Here is a 21,340-nt window from a genome sequence, read left to right as displayed (position 1 = left end):
TGCGGCGGTGCAGCTGCAGGGAAATTACGCCCGACAGCTGTATCCTTTCCTCCGCTACGATGCACTAAAATACAATAAAATTATTGCAGTTCTTCATGCTTTATCTTGTACAAACGCCACTCCCCGTCAAAGTCATGCACCAACGAGGCCCATGGCGCCCCCTTTTCAAACAAATCAGGATAGTTCCGGTTCACCTGATCCAGCGGTACCCCTTCTACCAAGCGCGTAACCAAAACATAATCCACCTTGGAGGCGGGCAGATCCGTTAAAGATTTTCCAAAATCATAATCACTCGTGATCATAAACCTCTTCGGAATTTTACTGCTCAAAATGATCGGATAGGCCGTATAAGAATCAGTCAAAATGAGAGATGAACCATAATGTTCATCCAGCCATGACCCTATTTTCCGTTCAACAATTTGCCGAGTATAGCTTTCATTGCCACTATGCGTCAGATAGCTATGCTCATCCGCCGCAATTGCGGGATTCGTCAGTGCGTAGGATAACAAGCCTACTGTTACCAACATTCCTGCCGTTACCAGTGAGATTCCGATCCCCCGCATTTTCCCCTTCAACAGACTAAGCTCATACGGCAGCCAAGCAACCGTAATTGGGAATACATACATAAAATATCGGAACCAGCCAAACGAAGAATGCTTAAGCATAAGTAAAAGCTGAAGCCCGGGTACCGATAAAAAGATAGCCAGCAGCGTTAACGTGCTCCAACTCCACAGACGTTTGTCCAATAGGCGTATAAGCAAAATGGCAATTAATGGAGCCGCATACCATAAGGTTCGTTGCCCGACAAACTTTAGCATCAGTACAGGATGAGCAAACATTTCCACAAAGCGTTGATCCTCCAGCAAAGCCGCTGATTGTGTGGAATTGGAATACTGCGAACGTAAAAAGTAAAGCGGGTCGCCCATGATAATCCAGTTAAAAAAGAGCCACAGCAAACCCGAAAAGACAAGCGGCAGCAACAATAGAAGCCATGTCGCTTCTACCTTGTACAGGCGCTCTTTTAAAGACAATTGCGTTCTAACGCTCTCTCTGTTTGTACGCCACCGATGCAGAGAAAAAATCGTCAGTAATACGCCCAAAGCCAGCGCACCCCCCAGGGGAACTGCTTCGTAGCGAACCCAAAATGCCAATGCAAGCGCAAAACCGGATACGATCAAATTCGCCGCCTTGCGATCCTTAAGCCACATACAGAATCGACTCACTGTCAGCAGGATAAAAAAGATATATGGCGAGTCACTTAAGCCGTTGAAGCCAAACAGAAACATAAACGGATTCAGTGAAAATAACAGCGCAATCAGCAAACTGGTTGCACCGTGAAGCCCTAGTTCTTTTCCCGTCCCGTACAATAATGCTGCACTCGCCCCAGCAAACAGGCTGCTCACAATCACTGCTGCCAGCCCATGGGAAGCGAGTGCGGGAAATAAAGGATAGAACAACAGCACAATGAGTTCCATCAAACTCGGTAGCGGATTCCAAACAAACCCAATAGCACCCAAATGTGGGTCCCGACTATAGAGTACATAAAATGCATTAGCTACTCGACTGAGCGCATCGGTATGCATATAGCCAAGATGCCATGCAAAATAAACACCCACGGCTAATTCTAGAGCAGCAATACAAGCAAACAATGACAACAACTTTCTATGTTTCCTTACGATCATGAAACCTCTTTCTGTCGCTGTTGCGGAACGGAGAAGATCCAATAGCGGTTCCAGATATAATTATGAACTGGCACGATGATGGTAGTTAAGACTTCACCGATCAGATATGACCAACCAATCCAGTGAATGGTTACGTACATCAGAGCGGCATTCAGGAGCAAGCCGCAGGTACAGACCAATAAATATTTAAGAAACTGAGTGCGGCTCCCTTCGCCGGTAGGCTCGAACGTCCAGTTACGATTCAGCACATACGAAACGAGCAGCGTAACGATAAAACCTATGGTAGTAGCCGTTACTGCAGGTATTGCAAACAGCTCCACCAGCAGCACAAGCACACCGACGTGAATGCCTGTACCCAGCAGTCCGACAATACCGTATTTAATGATTGGATACTTTAGATACGAACGTCTGATCATGTTGATTAAACTCCCTATCCACCCACAATCGGTCAGCATTCGCCCGTTTGTCTGCAATTAGATAACGGGGTCTGGCTTTGACTTCGTGATATATGGCGGCAATATATTCTCCTACCACTCCAATCGACAGCATGAGTACACTGCCGATAATCAAAAGCAGTAAAATGACAGTGGTAAACCCGGTCACAGCATCACCCGTTATTTTGTGCATTAAGGTTTGAATCCCCAACACGACCGAAATCAGCATGAAAATGAGACCCATTAAACTCACTACCCGCAAAGGTACCGTTGAGAACGAAACGATCGCTTCCGCGGCCAATCGAAGCAGCCCTAACGGACTCCAGCGGCTTGGACCCTCTTCTCGTGGAGCCACCCGGAATGTAATCTGGGTTTTACGAAAACCGAGCCAGGCGGTCATCCCGCGAAAAAACGGCATACGCTCTGGCATCGCCATCCAGGCATCCACCACTCGTCGATCCAGCAGCTTATAATCGGAGGCATCCTTGAGATTAAAGCCCGTCAAACGATTCAAAGTCGCGTAGAACAAAGAAGCTCCGAGCTTTTTGCCTACAGACTCTTCTCCCCGAAATTCTTTCACACATTCAACTAAATCATAACCTTCGTTCTGCCATAAACGCACCATTTCCCCGATCATTTCAGGAGGATGCTGCAAATCACCGTCCATAACAATGATCGCATCACCCGAGGCGTTTTCCAAACCTGCGCACAATGCCAGCTCCTTACCAAAATTCCGACTCAGCCGGAGTGCGAGCAAAGAGGGCATACGACGGGACAATTCGGACAGTTTGAGCCACGTATCATCTTTGGAACCATCATCTACAATAATGAGCTCATAACGTGAGGTGACAACAGACAGCACCCCATCAATCACCTTAAGAGAACGTTCGAGGTGTGAGCCTTCATTGTACATAGGAATGACGACGGATAAAAAAGGGTTTTTTGTCTCCATTCTTGCTCCTTCTTTCTTCATATTCAGGAGGACTGTGCCGAGGCATCATCCAAGTCATGCATATCGGTCAGACCATGCGTCGTTTTCTCCCAATAGAACGGCTTGGTTATAAGCTGCCAAGCTGCTTTTATCGCAGCTATACTCATAAGTACCCAATATAACGGCGAGAGTAGCCCATATTTGACCATCGCGTATGAAAATGTTCGTTCACCGCGCTCTTCCAGCTCACCGATGACCCAATACATGCCAGCCACATTACTGAATACGAACAGGAAGTTACCGATATAAAATTCCGCGCTGGCTAGGTAGTACACATAACCCGGGAACAGCTTGGGAATAAAGGACAACTCCCAGCCAAACCATAAAATAAGCAAGCCCCAAAAAATCGGGTTCAGCAACGGCAACATCGGAGTCGCCAGAATCATTACCTGAAAACCGAAAAAGCCCTTCCAGCCCACTTCGCGCACCAGCTTAACCGGATTACGCATATGAACCAGCCATGTCTGCATATATCCCTTGATCCAACGTGAACGCTGACGAATCCAGTTGCCCACGCGGCTGTTCGCTTCCTCCCATGTGCGGGAATCAACAATGGCCGTTTTGTAACCACCTTTATACAGACGAATGCCCAGATCGGCATCCTCGGTTACATTATAGGGGTCCCACGCATTAATATCTTTCAATACAGATACCCGAAAATGATTGGACGTACCGCCCAACGGAATAGGGGTATCTAACTGCATAATTCCCGGCAGCAGCAATTCGAACCACATACTGTATTCTTGTGTGAACCAGCGGGTCAGCAAATTTTGTGTACTGTTAAAATAATTGAGCTTCGCTTGAATACACGCATAATTCTCAGGGAGTGAATCAAACGCTGCAATGACTTTTTTAAGTTGGTCAGCATCGGGACGATCCTCAGCATCGTAAATGACGACAAACTCGCCGCGGGCGCGAATAAGTCCATAATTACATGCCTTCGGCTTGGTTTTCGGCAAGCCATCAGGCACGACCAGTGTCGTGTAATAGGCAGGCAGCTTCATTTCACGCAGCAGCTCAATCGTCTCAATGTCGTCCTCTTCAATCAGCAGCCGTACATCCAGCTTGGACTTTGGATAATCCAGCTGCTCCAAATTCCGCAACAACATCGGAAGCACGCCCGCTTCCTTATACATCGGGACAAGAATCGTATAGATCGGCAGTCTTTTTTCATCCATGGCGTCTACCTCTTCCTTCGTGAAGCGAAGCTGCGCCCCACGCCGGGAACCGAGATAGATAATTCCAAATTTGAAAAGCGTCATCGCAAAATAAAAAAGCTGGATCATCATATTAATGATCAGCACTGTCTTCCAGCTGTTCCAGAAGAGGCCGAGCAATGTGATCATTCCCATGGCTGCAAACACCCAGAGCTGTCCCTTGGTAAAGGTGGTCCGCGCCGAATTGTGCGGTTCTTTTTCCAACAACCCGGTTGTGCTTTCCTGCATCATTTCCTCGCCGTAGATTTTACCCCAGAGCTGCTCCATCTCTTCCTTTGTTGCAAGCACTTGCTCTACCGGCATACCCAGAATTTCCTCCAGCTTCAAGCGTCGCTCTTCTGGTAATGGATCACTGACCGCTACAATATAGCGGTTCATATATTGATGGATGACGACCACGCCATAAGCCATTGCCACTTGCTCGGGTAGCTTGTACGCCGCATCCAGCGCCAGCTCCTCACCAATACGCCCGATTCGGTTCTGGGTAGCAATCGCGCGGTACAAATCCGCAGGCTCCAGCATTTGCAATGATAGCAAGATGTCGCCGAGCAGCCCGCCGCTCTTCGCCTGGAACTCGAGCGCTCGCTCTAGCTGCTCTGGTGTAATATAGCCGGAACGAACCAGCATGTCGCCCAGTCTCTCCTTGGATTCATCACCGTCAATTTGCTCTTGTAGCTGCTCAGCTGTAATGAAACCCATCTCTACAAGAATATCGCCCAGTCTACCACCGTAACGCTTCTGGTTGCGGATAGCATCTGTCAGCTGATCCCGGGTAATCATCCCGTTCTCCACCAGCTGATCTCCCAGACGGGCCTTGCCGTTTCGTCCGGTCTGCGTTCCTGCTGCCGCCTCTCCGCCTTCTGCACCAGGGATACTGGAAGCAAGGCCCATAGCTACTCCTGCCGCTGCCTGTTCCTGCCCAGATGCATACTGGACTTGCGCCTCCTGCACCTGTCCATCCTGTATTCCTTCATCCAGCAATTGTTCCACAGCTGCTGCTGTATCATTGGCATTCTGTATAGCCTGAATACGAAGTTCTGTATCCCGAAGTCGTCGTTCCAACTCTTCGATGTGAAAATCAAGCTTGTACAGTATCGGGGCCTGCTCTGCACGCTGAGCCTCTAGCTGTTGTTGCAGTTGTTCGATTCGCTGACGCTCTTCTTTTATTCTTCTCTTGGTTTGGCGAATTGAAACTCCTCCAACCTGCCACCTAAGCTTGTCACCCATGAATTCCCGCCCTTTCAATCCAGCGCCGCTCTTCCGCAAGCGCATCTGCAAGCAGCTGCTTTAACTCGGTATCCCGCTGCTTTTTCCGCTCCAGCGCCGCATGGAAAAGCTCCCGCTCCTCACGTAGCAACCTCTCTGCCTGGATTCGCTCCTCATGCAATGAGGATACCAATCCATCGGCGTCAGAAGCGCGATAACCGATCCAAGCGCTCTTTAGCTGACGCGTCGTTCGTTTAGTTCTCATAATACCTCCCTGGATCGTCCCGACTCTGCCTTTTGCTATGCCGCTACTTCAATATTTTTACTGGTTTTCTTCCAAAACCAGGACACACCTGCTTTCTCATTCAAGCCCTTCATTTACACATTTATGCAATTTCCCTGGTCAAAAAAACCAATAAAAACTTGAAAATGATTTATCGCATATGCTTCTTGTTCTATCGAATTGGTAATTCAATGAAAAACTTAGTGCTATTCTACCATAATCCTAGTAGGTGTAGTATACAAAAATGTAAATTCTAGAAACTTTCACACTAATGTATAGATAGGTATATAGAACTAGATATTAAACATCTTGAACGATATTCTTCCAATAAATCTATGTAGTTCATGATTATTCTGATCATAAATCATTCAAATACCTCAGAAAACACAAAAGACACCGCGAACGGTGCCTTTGAAAACATAGATGGCAAATATTCTTAAAATCTGATTTTACACAGCATCCCGTTGCTGTGCAAGAGAATAATTCTTTCTGTATGGATTATTTTTTTGGCTTATGATTTTCATACCATGTTGACGTGTTCACTAGAAGCTGTTCACTGCGTCCAATGGCTGCCTGCACCTGACCGGTGGCGGTTCCGCCATACACATTCCGAGCATTGACTACCGCTTCTGGTTGAAGCACCTCATAAATGCGCTCGTCAAACAGATCCGAAAACTGCTGGAATTCATCCAGTTTCAAATCAAGCAGATATTTGCCCTGCTGGATGCAATACAGCACCGTTTTGCCGATAACCTCATGGGCCTGACGGAACGGAAGCCCCTTGCCGACCAGAAAGTCCGCAATATCCGTTGCGTTGGAGAAATCCTGGTTGACCGCTTGACGCATCCGATCCTTGTTCACCTTCATCGTGGCGATCATCGGAGCGAACAATTGCAAGGCTCCCTCCAGCGTGGCAACCGTATCGAACATCCCTTCCTTGTCCTCCTGCATGTCCTTGTTGTATGCCAGCGGCAAGGACTTCAGTACGGTCAGCAGACCGACGAGGTTTCCATAGACCCGCCCGGTTTTGCCACGTACTAGCTCCGGTACATCCGGGTTTTTCTTCTGTGGCATAATGCTGCTGCCTGTGCAGAAAGCATCATCCAACTCGACAAAACCAAACTCTGTGCTGCTCCATAGCACCAGTTCTTCGCTCAGACGGGACAAATGCGTCATAATCAGCGAGGCCCCGGCCAAAAACTCTACGATAAAGTCCCGATCACTGACAGCGTCCAGGCTATTTTCATAGACTCCGTCAAAGCCTAATTGCTCTGCTACAAAATGACGATCGATCGGGAAAGTGGTTCCAGCCAGAGCGCCAGCGCCCAGCGGCAACACATTGATGCGTTTGTAGCTGTCCTTGAGTCGGTCAATATCACGCTCCAGCATAGACACATACGCCAGCAAATGATGCGCGAACAAAATAGGCTGCGCACGCTGCAAGTGTGTGTATCCAGGTACAATTGTGTCCAGATTGTCCTTGGCCTGCCCAATTAATGCAACTTGTACATCATGCAGCATACCCACCAGTGATACGACACGTCCGCGCAAATATAAGTGCATATCCATTGCTACCTGATCGTTACGACTGCGTCCAGTGTGCAGCTTACCGCCGACCGGACCAATGACTTCGATCAGGTTTTTTTCGATATTCATGTGAATATCCTCATCCGAAACGGAAAATTCAATTTCCCCACGGCGGATACGCCCCAGAACGGTGTGCAGTCCTCCCTTGATCGTGTCCGCATCCTCCTGCGGAATAATACCGCATTTGCCCAGCATGGCCACATGAGCCAAACTGCCTTGAATATCTTCTTCCGCCAACGCCTGATCAAACCCAATAGAAGCCGTATATTCCTCTACCAGCTTGTTCGTTTGCTTTGTAAACCGTCCGCCCCATAGCTTACTCATTGCATGATCCCCTCTCTGCAATAACAAGCCGCCCTCGTCGTTTGGACAAGAACGGCCCGCATTCCGTACATTTTTTTAGATTACATCTTATTTATGATTTTGTGTCACGCCCGCGTTGACCTTCAAACGCAAAGCATTCAAGCGGATAAAGCCTGTAGCATCGCCTTGATCGTAGGCTTGTGTCGGATCAGCTTCCATGGTTGCAATGTCTGGGTTGTACAAGCTAACCGGACTTTTAACACCCGCACCGATAATATTGCCTTTGTACAGCTTTACACGCACCGTACCACTGACATTTTTCTGGCTTTCATGAACTAGAGCCTGCAAGGCAACACGTTCCGGCGCAAACCAGAATCCGTTGTACACCAAGGTAGCATAACGGGTAATCAGGCTATCACGCAGATTCATAACCTCGCGATCCATTGTGATGGATTCCATTTTGCGGTGAGCTGTGAACAGAATTGTACCGCCTGGCGTCTCATAGACTCCGCGGCTCTTCATACCCACAAAACGGTTCTCTACCATATCTACACGTCCGATACCATGCTTGCCGCCCAGTTCATTCAGCTTTTCCATCACTTGTAGCGGAGTTAGCTGCTCACCGTTCAAAGCGACGCAGTTGCCTGCTTTAAATTCCAGCTCCAAGTATTCTGCTTCATCAGGCGCGTCCTCAGGCGCGTTGCTGAGCAAGAACATTTCTTTATTTTCAGGAGCGCTCGGATCAAACCAAGGGTCCTCCAGCACGCCGCTTTCATAACTGATATGCAGCAGGTTGCGGTCCATGGAGTACGGCTTGGCTGCAGAAGCCGTTACCGGAATACCGTGTTTTTCCGCATAGGCAATCATTTCTGCCCGGCCCGGGAACTGATTGCGGAACTCTTCCAGCCGCCAAGGTGCAATGACTTGGATGTCCGGCGTTAGCGCCGCCGCGTTCAGCTCGAAGCGCACCTGATCGTTACCTTTGCCTGTTGCCCCGTGAGCAATGGCTGTTGCTCCCTCGGCAATCGCAATATCGACCATCCGCTTAGCGATCAATGGACGTGCGATACTCGTACCGAGTAAATATTGCCCTTCATATAAAGCACCTGCCTGAAACATCGGATAAATAAAATCCTTGGCGAATTCATCACGCAGATCATCGATGTACACTTTGGAAGCTCCCGTAGCGAGTGCCTTTTCCTCCAAACCGTCCAGTTCTTCCTTTTGTCCGATATCTGCAGTGAATGCGATAATTTCAGCATCATATGTTTCCTTGAGCCATTTCAGAATGACCGACGTATCCAGACCGCCGGAATATGCGAGTACGATTTTTTCTTTTGCCATTATTGAAGTCCTCCCCGAATGCTTATACCTCTATCTTCTTTACGATCAACCTTATCCCATTAAAGCAACTAGCAACGCTTTTTGTGCATGCAGACGATTTTCCGCTTCATCAAAAATGACCGAATTGGGACCATCGATTACTCCCGCACTCACTTCTTCCCCACGATGTGCAGGTAGACAGTGCAAGAATAAATAATCTGGCTTAGCGAGCTTAACCAGTTCCTCATTCACCTGGAAGTCGGCAAAAGCAAGCTCACGCTCCTTTTGCTCTTCCTCAAAACCCATGCTTGCCCACACATCTGTGTAGATCGCATCAGCATCTTTTACTGCTTCCTGCGGACTTTGAGTGATCACAATTTCACTACCTGTCTGCTTGGCAATCTCCCGGGAAACTGCGATCACACTCGGGTCAGGCTCGTATCCAGCTGGACTTGCAATGGAGACATGCACTCCGAGCTTGGCTCCACCAATCAAGAGGGAATGCGCCATATTGTTGCCGTCTCCGATATAAGCCAGTTTGAGCCCTTTTAGCTTACCCTTTTGCTCATACAAGGTTTGATAATCAGCCAGCACCTGACACGGATGCGCCAAATCGCTCAAGCCATTGATTACCGGAACGGATGCATAACGGGCCAACTCTACGACATTATCGTGCCCAAAGGTACGAATCATAATGCCATCCAGATAACGTGACATGACTTGGGCCATGTCGCTAATCGGTTCACCGCGTCCCAGTTGAATATCATTTTTGCTGAGGAAAAGGGCATGCCCACCCAATTGATACATACCGACTTCAAAGGATACCCGTGTGCGTGTGGAGGACTTTTCGAAAATCAGTCCAAGTGTTTTCCCCTTCAGCGGCTGATAAGCTTCTCCGTTTTTGTGTTTACGCTTAATTTCAATGGCGAGATCAATTAAATACTGGATTTCCTCTGGCGAGTAGTCGTCCAGTTCTAGAAAGTCCCGTCCTTTCAAATTCACCTGTTGCAATGCGCCGCCCTGACTCATGCGTTCCTCTCCTTTTACACTCTAATCTCGGATGCTTCTGGCTCTACACTAAGCTACGTGCTCCCGAATCAATTCAGCAATCCATGTTACAGCCTGATCTATTTCGTCTTTCGTTACATACAGGTTAGGCAACAGGCGAATCACGTTCGGTCCTGCTGTAATGAACAGAATGCCCTTCTTCTGTCCTGCCAAAACAAGCTCTGCTACCGGCTCCGCACACTCAATCCCGACCATCAGACCTTTTCCGCGGATATCCTGGACAAAAGGAATATCTTTAAGCTGTTTTTGCAGACTATGAAAGAGATAATCTCCCATTTCGGCAGCGCGTTCTGGCAGCTTGTCATCAATAATCGTTTCAATGGTTGCTTGAACTGCTGCCATAGCAAGCGGTGTACCCCCGAAGGTAGAACCATGACTGCCCGCTGTGAACGCTTCACGCAAATATTCTTTGCCTAGCATTGCACCGACCGAAAAGCCACTGCCCAATCCTTTCGCCAATGTAAAAATATCCGGTTCTATTCCATAATGCTCAAAGGCAAACAGCTTACCTGTCCGCCCCATACCTGTTTGGACCTCGTCAATGATCAGCAGCAATCCATGCTCATGGCACAGCTTGGTAATCACGTCTACGAAAGCAGGGTCTACCGGATACATGCCACCTTCGGCCTGCACCATTTCCAGCATAATTGCCGCTGTATTCTCATTGATAGCTGCTTCGAGCGCAGCCTGATCATGAAGCGGAACGCTTTTGAATCCGGCGGGAAGCGGTAAAAAACCTTCTTTAACTTTGTCCTGACCCGTAGCAGTCAAGGTTGCCAGCGTCCGTCCGTGAAAGGATTGCGTGAACGTAATGATTTCATAGCGACCGGTCTGCTTCACCTTCTGGTGGTAACGACGCGCCAGCTTAATGGCAGCTTCGTTCGCTTCAGCTCCGCTATTGCAGAAGAACACGGCATCTGCGCTGCTATTGGCTGTCAGCAAGGCAGCGGCCCGTTCCTGCCCGGGAATATGAAACAGATTGGATACATGCCACAGTTCATCGATCTGTTTTTTCAAACGCTCCGCTACAGCTTGAGGCGCATGGCCTAGATTGGTAACGGCAATACCTGACATGAAATCCAGATAACGTTTGCCCTGATCATCCCACAGCCAGCTTCCTTGTCCTTTCACCAGTGTAAGCGGATATCTTGCGTAGTTTGGAAAAAGAGAGCTATCTGCCTGCACTTTTGCCGCCCCCTTTTCCGCTTGCGCTCCGCTTCCATTCGTACTTGGCATTTCCTCGCTCACCAGCGTATTCTGTTCCTTACTCATGTCGTTCACGCCCCTTTATCGTTTGGTTATATAGGTTGAGCATATATCGCAATTACTGCATACGCACAATGCGTGTTCCAATCGATTCTCCACCCAGCACACGGCTGAGTACCTGCGGTTCGCTGCCGTCCACAATGACGACTTCCTTCACTTTACCGTGAATGCAGGCAATAGCCGCTCTCACTTTCGGAATCATACCACCGTAGATTTCACCTGTACTGATCATATCTTCAATTTCCTGTATGGTAATTGACTCCAGCACCTTCTTTTCTACACCATTCTTTTTCAGTATACCGGGTACATCCGTCACAACAATCATTCGACTGACGCCGAGATGAGAAGCCACCGCGCCCGCCGCTGTATCGGCATTAATGTTGTAACGCTGACCAGATCGATCAATGCCAATAGGCGCAATAACTGGCATATAGTCCATATCCAGCACACCGGTAATAATCGAAGCTTGAACATGTGTTACCTCTCCAACCCAGCCGACCTCTGCGGCATTCGTCACAGGATTTGCTTCAATTAAATAGCCATCACTGCCTGACAAACCCAGCGCTCGCCCTCCGTGCATCCCTATTCTGCGAACAATCTGCTTGTTAATGCTGCCTGCCAGCACCATTTCCACGACATCCAGCACGGGTTCAGTCGTTTTACGCAATCCATGAATGAACTCCGTTTCGATTCCCAGCTTCGCCAAATTGTCAGAGATCGCAGGCCCACCGCCATGTACAATGACTGGTTGGAGACCTTCCGACTGCAGACGGGCCAAGTCGTCAAAAAAGGAATCAGGCAACGCAGCCAGCGTGCTTCCTCCGCATTTCATCACAAAATTACGACGTGCCACTCCCGCATGTTTCGCTTGATCCGCGTGTCCCACTGCCGATTGCATATCATCTCTCCTTTTCTCCTCTGCACAATTTTGTGCGATTTTCAAATGATACCGAAGCTATATTCGCTCGCTTCTTCTAGTAACTATTAAATATTTATCCGTAATTAAATCGGGTATCTATGTCCGATAAGCCGCATTAATCCGCACATAATCATAGGTTAGGTCACAGCCCCATGCTGTAGCGGTCCCATTCCCGTGATGCAAATCAACGATAATTTGCACCGTATCTCCACGTAAATAGGAAAGCGCCTCGGCTTCATCAAAAGCTACTGGACTTGATTGGCTTAGCACGATAATATCCCCCAGGCGAATGTCTACCGTATCCGGATTCACCGGTTCTCCGGCACGTCCGACGGCTGCAATAATCCGTCCCCAGTTGGCGTCTGCGCCAAAAACGGCTGACTTCACCAGACTGGACCCGATCACAGTCTTGGCTATCGCCTGGGCTGATGCATCGCTTATCGCTCCGCTTACAGACACCTCTACCAGCTTCGTAGCACCTTCTCCATCACGGGCAATCGCCTTCGCCAGCTCACGGCAGATATAAGTGAATGCCTCGGCAAAAGCCTCCCAATCGGGATGGTCTGTGTGCAACTCGCTGTTGCCTGCCAGCCCGCTCGCCATAGCGATCAGCATATCGTTCGTGCTTGTATCCCCATCGACTGTGATCATATTAAAGCTGGTATCCGTGGCCTGCTTTAATAGTTGATGAAGGGCCGTCTGTCCGATGACTGCATCACAAGTTATGAAAGCGAGCATGGTTGCCATATTCGGATGAATCATACCCGATCCCTTTGCTGCCCCGGCGATGTGCACAGTCACACCATCCACTTCAACTGACACGCACGCTTCCTTTTTAACCAAATCCGTTGTCAGAATGGCTTGGCTAAATTGCTCCGCTCCATCGCTTGCCTCGCTCATCCGCTCAGGTAGTGACGATATACCGCCAAGCACACGGTCCATTTTCAGATGCTCGCCAATTACACCAGTCGAGGCAACGGCTACATCGCTCTCTGCCACACCCAGCTGATGAGCAGCGGCCGAACGCATAGCGTAAGCATCCTGCTCCCCTTGCTGTCCTGTACAGGCATTGGCGTTCCCGCTGTTCACTACTATCGCCTGTAATCGACCGTTTGTCAGGCTCTCGCGGGTCACCTTCAGCGGTGCAGCCTGAAACACATTAGTGGTATACACCGCAGCAGCTGTCGCCTCTACCTCACAGCGAATCGCGCCGATATCGTTGCGGTTCGTATTTTTCAATCCACAGTGCAATCCCCCGGCTGTAAAGCCACGCGGAGTTACGATGTTGCCCCCATGTACGACTGTAAATCCTAATTTGCCCATAATTATGTGCCCTCGCCCGCATTATAAGGAATGAATGGCAGCTGGACGCTTGCGTTCTCAAACCTGCCCGCTGTCGTTCTCCTGTACCTGTTGCGTTTACGTGCTACTTACGGATATACCGGTATGAAGCCCAGCCCGAGGTTCTCCTCCCATCCCATCATTAAATTTAAATTCTGAATCGCCTGCCCAGCGGCACCCTTCACAACATTATCAATGACAGAAATAATCGTAAGACGCCCAGTACGGGCATCTGCTGCAAAACCGATGTCGCAGTAGTTCGAACCAAATACTTCTTTTGTTGCCGGCCATATACCTTCGCCACGTACACGGACAAAAGGATGGCCTTTATAATAATCCCGGTATAACCCGATAAGGTCCTGATCCGTATGATCACCTTTCAACGTGACATAAATTGTACTCATGATTCCTCGCGTCATAGGCACCAGCTGTGTCGTAAACGTAATTGTAACGTCCTCGCCCGCAACATCACCCAATACCTGTTCGATCTCAGGGATATGTTGGTGCTTATTCACCTTATAAGCCTTAAAATTCTCATTCATCTCCGCATAATGTGAAACAAGACTTGTTCCCCGACCGGAGCCGGATACCCCGGATTTGGCATCCACAATCAGTGACCGATGGTCAATCCAATCCGCCTTTAAGGCAGGAATAATTCCCAATAGTGTTGCCGTGGGATAGCAGCCTGGATTCGAAATAAAAGAAACACCAGCAAGCTTTTCTGCATACACTTCGCTGAGTCCGTAAACCGCTCGCTTAAGATACTCGGGTGAAGCCGCAGGCTTTTTGTACCATGCTTCATACGCTTCCCCGCTTCGGAGCCTAAAGTCCCCGGAAAGGTCAATCACCTTCAGTCCGGCATCCAGAAGCTGTGGCACTAATTTGGTGCTAACGCCTGATGGCGTAGCTGTGAAAACCAGATCAGCCTTGGCAGCAATTTCATGGATATCGACACCGTCCAAATCCTGTACCACAATATCCGTCAGATGTGGAAACCCATCACTAATCGGGACACCCGCGCTGGATGAAGAAATAACAGATACAATCTCCACCTGCGGATGATGAACCAAAAATCGAATCAGCTCCACTCCGCCATATCCAGTGGAACCGACAATTGCTACCTTTAGCTTGCTGCTCACAGACCTTCCTCCATTCCGTCCCTATGAAATATGTATTATTATACGACTCTATTCATATAAATACAACACCTCATGTCATGTTATTCCTCCAAATTTAAAATATGCACTCTTGCCCATTCTTTTGGCCGCCAAGCTGTACAGGCTACAATTAAGGAAAACAAAAAAGACAGACCCCCTTGCGAATCTAGTCTTCTATTTTGCATAAGAAAAGGAGCGTTCCCTTTATATATTATCTTGTATATTGGTATTCATCTGGCTTATCCATTTGCTGCACTTATGTATTCGTTGGACATTGAATAGGGTATAAAGAGTGAGTATGTACGAAAATAAACCTATACGTTAGGGGTGCTACACATCAAAACATATACAGCGAATTTAGTGATAGATGCTAAAGCCAAGTTAGGCGAGGGTCCCAGTTGGGATCATCAGTCGCAACGTTTATTTTGGGTCGATATTGAGGGTTTTCAATTACACATTTACGATCCATCTACAGGCACAGATCGTACCATAGATGTGGGTGAACATATTAGTGCAGTCGTCCCTTATCTTAAAAATAAAGTAATCGTGGCCATGATCAGCGGTCTATACTGTTTGGATATTGAAACAGGAGCCAAAGTATTGATCCACGATCCTGAGGAAGGTAGATCAGGAAATCGATTTAATGATGGTAAATGTGATCCTGCAGGACGTTTTTTGGCAGGAACTATGAGTTTAAATGGCGAACGCGCGCAAGGAGCGTTGTATAGTCTGAGCACAAAAGGAAGCGTCTCCTTACTGGTTGATAAAGCTTCCATATCTAATGGCTTAGCCTGGAGCCAAGATCATCGTACCATGTACTATATTGATACTCCGACCTTGGAAGTGGTCTCCTTCGATTACGATGTGACACAGGGCACCATTAAGAATAAGCAAGTGGTAGCTAGATTGGATGAAAGTGAAGGATATCCAGATGGCATGACCATCGATGCAGAGGGCATGTTGTGGATCGCGCGTTGGGGCGGTAAACGTGTTTCTCGTATCCATCCTGCTCAGGGAGAAGTAATTGCTGAGGTTTCACTTCCAGTCAATTGTGTGACTTCATGTGCTTTTGGCGGTGAACATCTGGATGAGTTGTATATCACAACTGCTCAAGATGGCGATAATACCGATCAACCACTAGCAGGCGGTTTATTTATGGTCAAAACCGGAGTAAAAGGAGTACCGACCTCATATTTTAATCAAGGACAAGCAGCAGATTGGCTTGATCTGTTACCAAAAAAGGCTTGATAAAGCTGTTCTGAAAAGAGAAAAGCCCACTACATCAGTGGGCTCTCCTACATTGATTCATTTAAGAGCAAGCGTCCAAAAGACCACATTATGCTAGCCTTCCCTTTTGAACCCTTCACCCAATACCTCACGTGTATTACTAATAATCACAAAAGCTTCCGGGTCTACCAAGCGAACGAGCGTTTTGAGGCGGGTTACCTCGTTTTGCCCGACTACAACCATAAGTACAGGACGTTCTTCGTTCGTGTAACCCCCCCGTCCTGCAAGCTCTGTCAAACCCCGATCCAAATCCTGTAAAATAGTTTGCGTGATCTTTTCCTTTTGATTGGATATGATGTAAGCCACTTTGGAGTAGCCTAATCCCATTTCTACAGCATCAATAACCTTGCCGGTTACAAACAAGCCAATCAATGCATACAGAGCTCGCTCCGGCGATAGGGCGAAACCAGCTAGCGTGATCACTGTGCCATCCATTAGCATGACACAAAGAGAAAGGCTAAAACCGGTATACTTTTGAATAATTTGCGCCAAAATAGCCAGTCCACCCGTCGAGCCTCTGCCCCGAAACACAGTGCCCAAGCCCAATCCTACTCCGATTCCACCATACAGCGAAGCCAGCAACGGATTGGTTGTCGGGACTGCCCAATCCTTCGTCACATAAACGAATAGTGGCAGCATGATGCTGCCCAGCAGGGAACGCAAGCCATACTTTTTCCCTAATAGCAGTACTCCTGCTATAAATAACGGAATGTTCATTCCCCATTGCGTATAGGCCGGTTCCAGGCCAAACAGCTCCTCGCCCAAGATAGACAAGCCAGATACACCCCCGGATGCAATCCGGTTGGGCAGCAAGAACATGTTAAAGGTCAGCGCTGTAATGAAGGAGCCGAGTATAATTAGCAAAACATCGATCACGTTACGCGCTGGCCCACTGGCGGCAATCAGAGGCTTACGCCTTCTTCGGCGGGCAGTGGGAGGGTTCAATTGAGACATCATTCACGTTCTCCTTTAATAAAAATACCGTCACACAAAAATTCCTACAGGCCGCAGGCACGTAGACTGCGGTTCTGTAGGAAAACGTACAGACAATTATTCTGCGTCCAGCTTAATTTGGCTGCGAAGGTAACCATCGATGAATGGATCGAGATCGCCGTCCATCACTGCCCCGACGTTGCCAGTTTCCACGCTGGTACGGTGATCCTTAACCATGCTGTATGGATGGAACACGTAGGAGCGGATTTGGCTACCCCATGCAATATCGGACTGTTCACCACGGATTTCGTCCAATTGCTGCTGTTGTTCTTCAATCTTGCGCTCGTAGAGCTTGGAACGGAGCATCGTCATCGCACGTTCACGGTTTTTGATCTGGGAACGTTCATTTTGACAAGTCACGACAATACCAGTAGGCAAATGCGTAATCCGAACAGCTGAGTCGGTCGTATTAATATGCTGACCACCTGCACCGCTGGCCCGGTACGTATCAATTTTAAGATCTTCTGTGCGGATCTCAATATCCACATCATCCGCAATTTCCGGTACTACATCACAAGACACGAACGATGTATGTCGACGACCGGAGGAGTCAAATGGAGAGATACGAACAAGCCGATGTACACCTTTCTCCGCCTTGAGATAACCGTAGGCATTGTAGCCTTTGATCAAGAGGGTTACACTCTTAATTCCCGCTTCATCACCTGCCAGATAATCCAGGGTCTCTACCTTAAAGCCTCGTTTTTCACCCCAGCGTGTATACATACGCAGCAGCATTTGTCCCCAGTCCTGAGACTCGGTACCGCCTGCCCCCGGGTGCAGCTCCAGAATAGCATTAAGCTTGTCATAGGGCTGATTTAAAAGCAATTGCAGCTCAAATTCCTCCAGCTTGCTCAGCAGGGATTTGATACTGTTTTCAACTTCTCCAGCCAGCGCTTCATCGCCTTCTTCTTCAGCCAGCTCAACCATCATACCTGCATCTTCATATTCCTGACGCAGCTGTTCATAGCTGTCCACAGAAGATTTCACAGCATTCATTTCAGCAATTACGCCTTGGGCCTTTTCGTTATCATCCCAAAAATCAGGCGCTGCCATCTTTTCCTCAAAGTTCGCGATCATTTCCTGTTTGAGATCTAAGTCAAAGAGACCCCCTAAGGTTTGTTAGTTTCTTGCCTATTTCTCGTAAATCATGTTTTACACTTGGATCAATCATGGTGTCATTCTCCTTTTAATATAGGGTTAGGGGGAGTAAAGCGTTTTGAGTTACGGCTGGGTAAGAGACGCTGCGCGAATGATTTGATCTTACGAACGCTGACGCTTCTCCAGATTTAAATCCTCCGCTTCGCTCCCGACCGCCGTAAAGTCAAACTGCTTTTAAATAACAGGCTCTGGTATGTGAGCCAGATCAACTGCGGAATTGACTGACAAATAAGCAGAGACTTGCTTATTTGTCATAATTGTTTAAAAAGAATTGAGAGCAATCTAGCCATTCATCAATGTTCAGACTGATCCTCCAACAGAAAAGCTATAAGTTGAAGACATCAGTGTCGTCCCCTGATGGCACAAAATGGCCGACGGTCAGTGGTTGAACTGCCGCCTGCCATTATATGCATTGCAGAGGATAGTGTATATCAAGATCTATCCCTTAATTTCAATCCGTTATTTTCTACGCGGACGCGAAGGAGCGGATTTCTTTTTGGGAGCCGCAGGTTCTCCACTCGTTGAGATTTTATCTTCATCAACGACAGCCTGACGCTCTTGGTTGGATTCGATTTGTGCTTTCATAATGTAGGTCGCAACTTCCTCTTGGATGCTGGCGATCATAGCATGGAACATTTCGAAACCTTCAAATTGGTATTCACGCAATGGATCAGTACCACCATAAGCACGCAAGTGAATACCTTGACGCAATTGATCCATAGCATCAATATGATCCATCCATTTGCTGTCAACTGCACGCAATACGATAACCTTCTCGAACTCACGTACCATTTCTTCGCCGATCATCTCTTCACGGCTGTGGTATCTGTTGGTAACTTTTTCGAAGATCATATCGACCATCTCTTCTTTTTCCTTACCCCACAGATCGTCGCGCGAAAGTGTGTTTTCCTCAAGCAGGTTGTTGTTCACATACTCCGCAACTTCTTCCAGTTCCCAGTTTTCAGGGATATCATCACCACAGTGAGCTTCCACTACACGCTCAATGACAGGCTTGATCATGTCGAACACAATTTCCTTGATGTTCTCTGATTCCAGCACCTCACGGCGTTGTTTGTAAATAATAGCACGCTGCTGATTCATCACGTCATCATATTGAAGAACGACTTTACGCTGATCAAAGTTATTCCCTTCGACACGTTTTTGAGCTGATTCGATAGCACGTGAAATCATACGGCTCTCGATAGGTTGATCTTCTTCGAAGCCCAAGCGTTCCATCATATTCAGTACGTTGTCTGCACCAAAACGCTTCATTAACTCATCGCCCAGCGATAAGTAAAACTGCGTGGAGCCCGGATCACCCTGACGCCCTGCACGTCCGCGAAGCTGATTATCAATACGACGGGATTCATGACGTTCTGTACCGATGATGTGCAAACCACCGAGTTCTGCAACGCCTTCGCCCAGTACGATGTCAGTACCACGTCCAGCCATGTTAGTAGCGATGGTAACCGCGCCAGCTTCACCTGCACGGGAAATAATCTCAGCTTCTTCGGCATGATACTTGGCGTTAAGTACTTTATGACGAACGCCTTTGCGTTTCAACATTTCAGAAAGAAGCTCCGAGTTTTCAATAGAAACCGTACCTACCAATATCGGCTGGTTCTTTTTGTTACGCTCCAGAATTTCGTCTACTACAGCATGGAATTTGCCCTTCACGCTCTTGTACACTACGTCAGGCATATCTACACGCTGGTTAGGCTTGTTCGTCGGAATTTGGAGCACTTCCAGACCATAGATTTTTTTGAATTCTTCTTCTTCTGTTTTCGCTGTACCCGTCATCCCCGCCAATTTGCGGTACATACGGAAATAGTTTTGGAATGTAATTGTCGCCAGTGTCATGCTTTCATTTTGGACAATGATGTTTTCCTTCGCTTCAATAGCTTGGTGCAAACCATCACTGTAACGACGTCCAGCCATCAGACGACCTGTAAACTCATCAACAATCAGGACTTCACCGTCTGCCACGACATAGTCCACATCCAAACGCATAATAGCGTTAGCTTTCAAGGCTTGTACGATGTGGTGATTGATTGTAACACTTTCCTGATCATACAGGTTTTCAAGACCAAAGAAATTTTCAGCCTTGGATACGCCGTTTTCGGTCAAAGCAACTGACTTCACCTTAATATCCAGCGTGTAGTCTTCTTCAACATTCAGGCTCTTCACAAAACGATCAGCCGCAAAATACAGCTCGGTCGATTTTTGAGCTTGTCCTGAAATGATCAATGGTGTACGAGCTTCATCGACGAGAATGGAATCCACTTCATCAATGATACAGAAGTACAACGGACGCTGTACCATCTGTTCTTTGTAAAGCACCATATTATCGCGCAGATAATCGAACCCGAACTCATTGTTTGTACCATACGTAATATCACAAGCATAAGCTTCCTGTTTGGCAGCATGATCCATATTGGCCAGGTTCAGACCTACGCTCATTCCCAAGAAATTATAAATTTGTCCCATTTCTCCGCTGTCGCGTTGTGCCAAATAGTCATTGACTGTAACCACGTGCACACCTTTGCCCAACAGAGCGTTCAAATAAACCGGCAATGTTCCCACCAGTGTTTTACCTTCACCGGTTTTCATTTCTGCGATTTTTCCTTCGTGCAACGCAATACCGCCGAGCATCTGTACGTCATAGTGACGTTTGCCCAGCACCCGCTTGGACGCTTCACGAACCGTTGCAAAAGCTTCCGGCAGCACTTCTTCAGCCGTAGCACCTTGTTCAATCCGCTCTCTAAACTCCGCCGTCTTGGCTTTCAGTTCCTCATCCGAGAGCTTCTCAAAATCAGGCTCTATTTTATTGATCAGTTCAACCGTCTTCATTAAACGTTTGACGTCACGTTCATTTGTATCCCCAAAAATTTTTTTGACAATTCCTAGCATGGTTTACCCCTTTCGCGCAAAACAATTAATAGAATCAATTTCACAATAAGAAAGGGTCCATGATGAAATTGATTCCCGATATGTTTGACAGGCCCGGCTATACCAGCCCATCGTGCGATGTTCTTTGCATAAATTGTAACAGTTTGTAGGACATGCCGCAACACAAGCAGCCTCCAGATTTGCATCCGGTTAAAGATACCAAAACAATTGACGCA

General features: G+C 47.8%; 16 protein-coding genes. 1 reads left to right on the top strand and 15 read right to left on the bottom strand.

Annotation, left to right across the window (positions count from 1 at the left end; all coding sequences use genetic code 11):
* Window positions 1–80: 80 nt before the first annotated feature.
* The 12 genes from G9G57_RS02780 to argC all read right to left on the bottom strand — a co-directional run bounded on the left by G9G57_RS02780 (window position 81) and on the right by argC (window position 14,759).
* On the bottom strand, window positions 81–1,682 hold the full coding sequence (locus G9G57_RS02780; RefSeq protein WP_164964443.1) for an ArnT family glycosyltransferase: 1,602 nt from the start codon (window positions 1,680–1,682) through the stop codon (window positions 81–83).
* Window positions 1,679–2,098: a GtrA family protein gene (locus tag G9G57_RS02775; protein WP_013373353.1), complete on the bottom strand. Its 420-nt coding sequence runs from the start codon at window positions 2,096–2,098 to the stop codon at window positions 1,679–1,681. The genes G9G57_RS02780 and G9G57_RS02775 overlap by 4 nt, the downstream gene beginning before the upstream one ends.
* Window positions 2,061–3,068: a glycosyltransferase family 2 protein gene (locus G9G57_RS02770; protein WP_013373354.1), complete on the bottom strand. Its 1,008-nt coding sequence runs from the start codon at window positions 3,066–3,068 to the stop codon at window positions 2,061–2,063. The genes G9G57_RS02775 and G9G57_RS02770 overlap by 38 nt, the downstream gene beginning before the upstream one ends.
* Window positions 3,069–3,091: 23 nt before the next feature.
* Window positions 3,092–5,551, bottom strand: coding sequence for a glycosyltransferase family 2 protein (locus G9G57_RS02765; protein WP_164964442.1), 2,460 nt, complete (start codon window positions 5,549–5,551; stop codon window positions 3,092–3,094).
* Window positions 5,544–5,795: a hypothetical protein gene (locus tag G9G57_RS02760; RefSeq protein ID WP_013373356.1), complete on the bottom strand. Its 252-nt coding sequence runs from the start codon at window positions 5,793–5,795 to the stop codon at window positions 5,544–5,546. The genes G9G57_RS02765 and G9G57_RS02760 overlap by 8 nt, the downstream gene beginning before the upstream one ends.
* Window positions 5,796–6,311: 516 nt before the next feature.
* Entirely contained in the window at window positions 6,312–7,724 is a 1,413-nt protein-coding gene (argH, locus tag G9G57_RS02755; RefSeq protein ID WP_164964441.1) for an argininosuccinate lyase, read from the bottom strand.
* A gap of 87 nt (window positions 7,725–7,811) precedes the next feature.
* Entirely contained in the window at window positions 7,812–9,047 is a 1,236-nt protein-coding gene (locus tag G9G57_RS02750; protein WP_013373358.1) for an argininosuccinate synthase, read from the bottom strand.
* Window positions 9,048–9,098: 51 nt separating this feature from the next.
* Entirely contained in the window at window positions 9,099–10,055 is a 957-nt protein-coding gene (argF, locus tag G9G57_RS02745; protein WP_013373359.1) for an ornithine carbamoyltransferase, read from the bottom strand.
* 48 nt (window positions 10,056–10,103) lie between these two features.
* A complete protein-coding gene (locus G9G57_RS02740) occupies window positions 10,104–11,366 on the bottom strand; it encodes an acetylornithine transaminase (RefSeq protein ID WP_164964440.1) in 1,263 nt (420 codons plus the stop codon).
* Between the two features lie 52 nt (window positions 11,367–11,418).
* The gene (gene argB, locus G9G57_RS02735; protein WP_164964439.1) at window positions 11,419–12,258 is read right to left on the bottom strand and encodes an acetylglutamate kinase; all 840 of its coding nucleotides are present in this window, start codon (window positions 12,256–12,258) and stop codon (window positions 11,419–11,421) included.
* A 117-nt stretch (window positions 12,259–12,375) separates the two neighbouring features.
* Entirely contained in the window at window positions 12,376–13,602 is a 1,227-nt protein-coding gene (argJ, locus tag G9G57_RS02730) for a bifunctional glutamate N-acetyltransferase/amino-acid acetyltransferase ArgJ (protein WP_164964438.1), read from the bottom strand.
* Window positions 13,603–13,709: 107 nt separating this feature from the next.
* A complete protein-coding gene (argC, locus tag G9G57_RS02725) occupies window positions 13,710–14,759 on the bottom strand; it encodes an N-acetyl-gamma-glutamyl-phosphate reductase (RefSeq protein WP_017427083.1) in 1,050 nt (349 codons plus the stop codon).
* Window positions 14,760–15,137: 378 nt separating this feature from the next.
* Between argC and G9G57_RS02720 the strand changes: the two genes are divergently transcribed.
* Window positions 15,138–16,025 carry an SMP-30/gluconolactonase/LRE family protein gene (locus G9G57_RS02720; protein WP_017427084.1) on the top strand — a complete coding sequence of 296 codons (888 nt, stop codon included), beginning with the start codon at window positions 15,138–15,140 and terminating at the stop codon, window positions 16,023–16,025.
* A 93-nt stretch (window positions 16,026–16,118) separates the two neighbouring features.
* On the opposite strand, the gene G9G57_RS02715 is transcribed toward G9G57_RS02720, so the two are convergent.
* The 3 genes from G9G57_RS02715 to secA all read right to left on the bottom strand — a co-directional run bounded on the left by G9G57_RS02715 (window position 16,119) and on the right by secA (window position 21,125).
* Window positions 16,119–17,018 (bottom strand): YitT family protein, encoded by a 900-nt coding sequence (locus tag G9G57_RS02715; RefSeq protein ID WP_017427085.1) that lies wholly within the window; start codon window positions 17,016–17,018, stop codon window positions 16,119–16,121.
* A 96-nt stretch (window positions 17,019–17,114) separates the two neighbouring features.
* A protein-coding gene (gene prfB / locus G9G57_RS02710) for a peptide chain release factor 2 (protein WP_100212693.1) occupies window positions 17,115–18,228 on the bottom strand; the annotation gives its coding sequence in 2 pieces (ribosomal slippage) (window positions 17,115–18,155 and window positions 18,157–18,228; 1,113 coding nt in all).
* A gap of 446 nt (window positions 18,229–18,674) precedes the next feature.
* On the bottom strand, window positions 18,675–21,125 hold the full coding sequence (gene secA / locus G9G57_RS02705) for a preprotein translocase subunit SecA (protein ID WP_017427086.1): 2,451 nt from the start codon (window positions 21,123–21,125) through the stop codon (window positions 18,675–18,677).
* Window positions 21,126–21,340 lie beyond the last annotated feature (215 nt).

This window comes from Paenibacillus sp. EKM211P, from assembly GCF_011066175.1.
Classification (GTDB): domain Bacteria; phylum Bacillota; class Bacilli; order Paenibacillales; family Paenibacillaceae; genus Paenibacillus; species Paenibacillus polymyxa.
Note: the sequence above shows the minus strand (reverse complement) of the source record. Positions and strands in the feature narration are given on the sequence as shown.

What these genes read in the sequence shown, in the direction of transcription:
- G9G57_RS02780 (WP_164964443.1), bottom strand. Translation starts at nt 1,682, where the DNA reads ATGATCGTAAGGAAACATAGAAAGTTGTTGTCATTGTTTGCTTGTATT.
- G9G57_RS02775 (WP_013373353.1), bottom strand. Translation starts at nt 2,098, where the DNA reads ATGATCAGACGTTCGTATCTAAAGTATCCAATCATTAAATACGGTATT.
- G9G57_RS02770 (WP_013373354.1), bottom strand. Translation starts at nt 3,068, where the DNA reads ATGGAGACAAAAAACCCTTTTTTATCCGTCGTCATTCCTATGTACAAT.
- G9G57_RS02765 (WP_164964442.1), bottom strand. Translation starts at nt 5,551, where the DNA reads ATGGGTGACAAGCTTAGGTGGCAGGTTGGAGGAGTTTCAATTCGCCAA.
- G9G57_RS02760 (WP_013373356.1), bottom strand. Translation starts at nt 5,795, where the DNA reads ATGAGAACTAAACGAACGACGCGTCAGCTAAAGAGCGCTTGGATCGGT.
- argH (WP_164964441.1), bottom strand. Translation starts at nt 7,724, where the DNA reads ATGAGTAAGCTATGGGGCGGACGGTTTACAAAGCAAACGAACAAGCTG.
- G9G57_RS02750 (WP_013373358.1), bottom strand. Translation starts at nt 9,047, where the DNA reads ATGGCAAAAGAAAAAATCGTACTCGCATATTCCGGCGGTCTGGATACG.
- argF (WP_013373359.1), bottom strand. Translation starts at nt 10,055, where the DNA reads ATGAGTCAGGGCGGCGCATTGCAACAGGTGAATTTGAAAGGACGGGAC.
- G9G57_RS02740 (WP_164964440.1), bottom strand. Translation starts at nt 11,366, where the DNA reads ATGAGTAAGGAACAGAATACGCTGGTGAGCGAGGAAATGCCAAGTACG.
- argB (WP_164964439.1), bottom strand. Translation starts at nt 12,258, where the DNA reads ATGCAATCGGCAGTGGGACACGCGGATCAAGCGAAACATGCGGGAGTG.
- argJ (WP_164964438.1), bottom strand. Translation starts at nt 13,602, where the DNA reads ATGGGCAAATTAGGATTTACAGTCGTACATGGGGGCAACATCGTAACT.
- G9G57_RS02715 (WP_017427085.1), bottom strand. Translation starts at nt 17,018, where the DNA reads ATGTCTCAATTGAACCCTCCCACTGCCCGCCGAAGAAGGCGTAAGCCT.
- secA (WP_017427086.1), bottom strand. Translation starts at nt 21,125, where the DNA reads ATGCTAGGAATTGTCAAAAAAATTTTTGGGGATACAAATGAACGTGAC.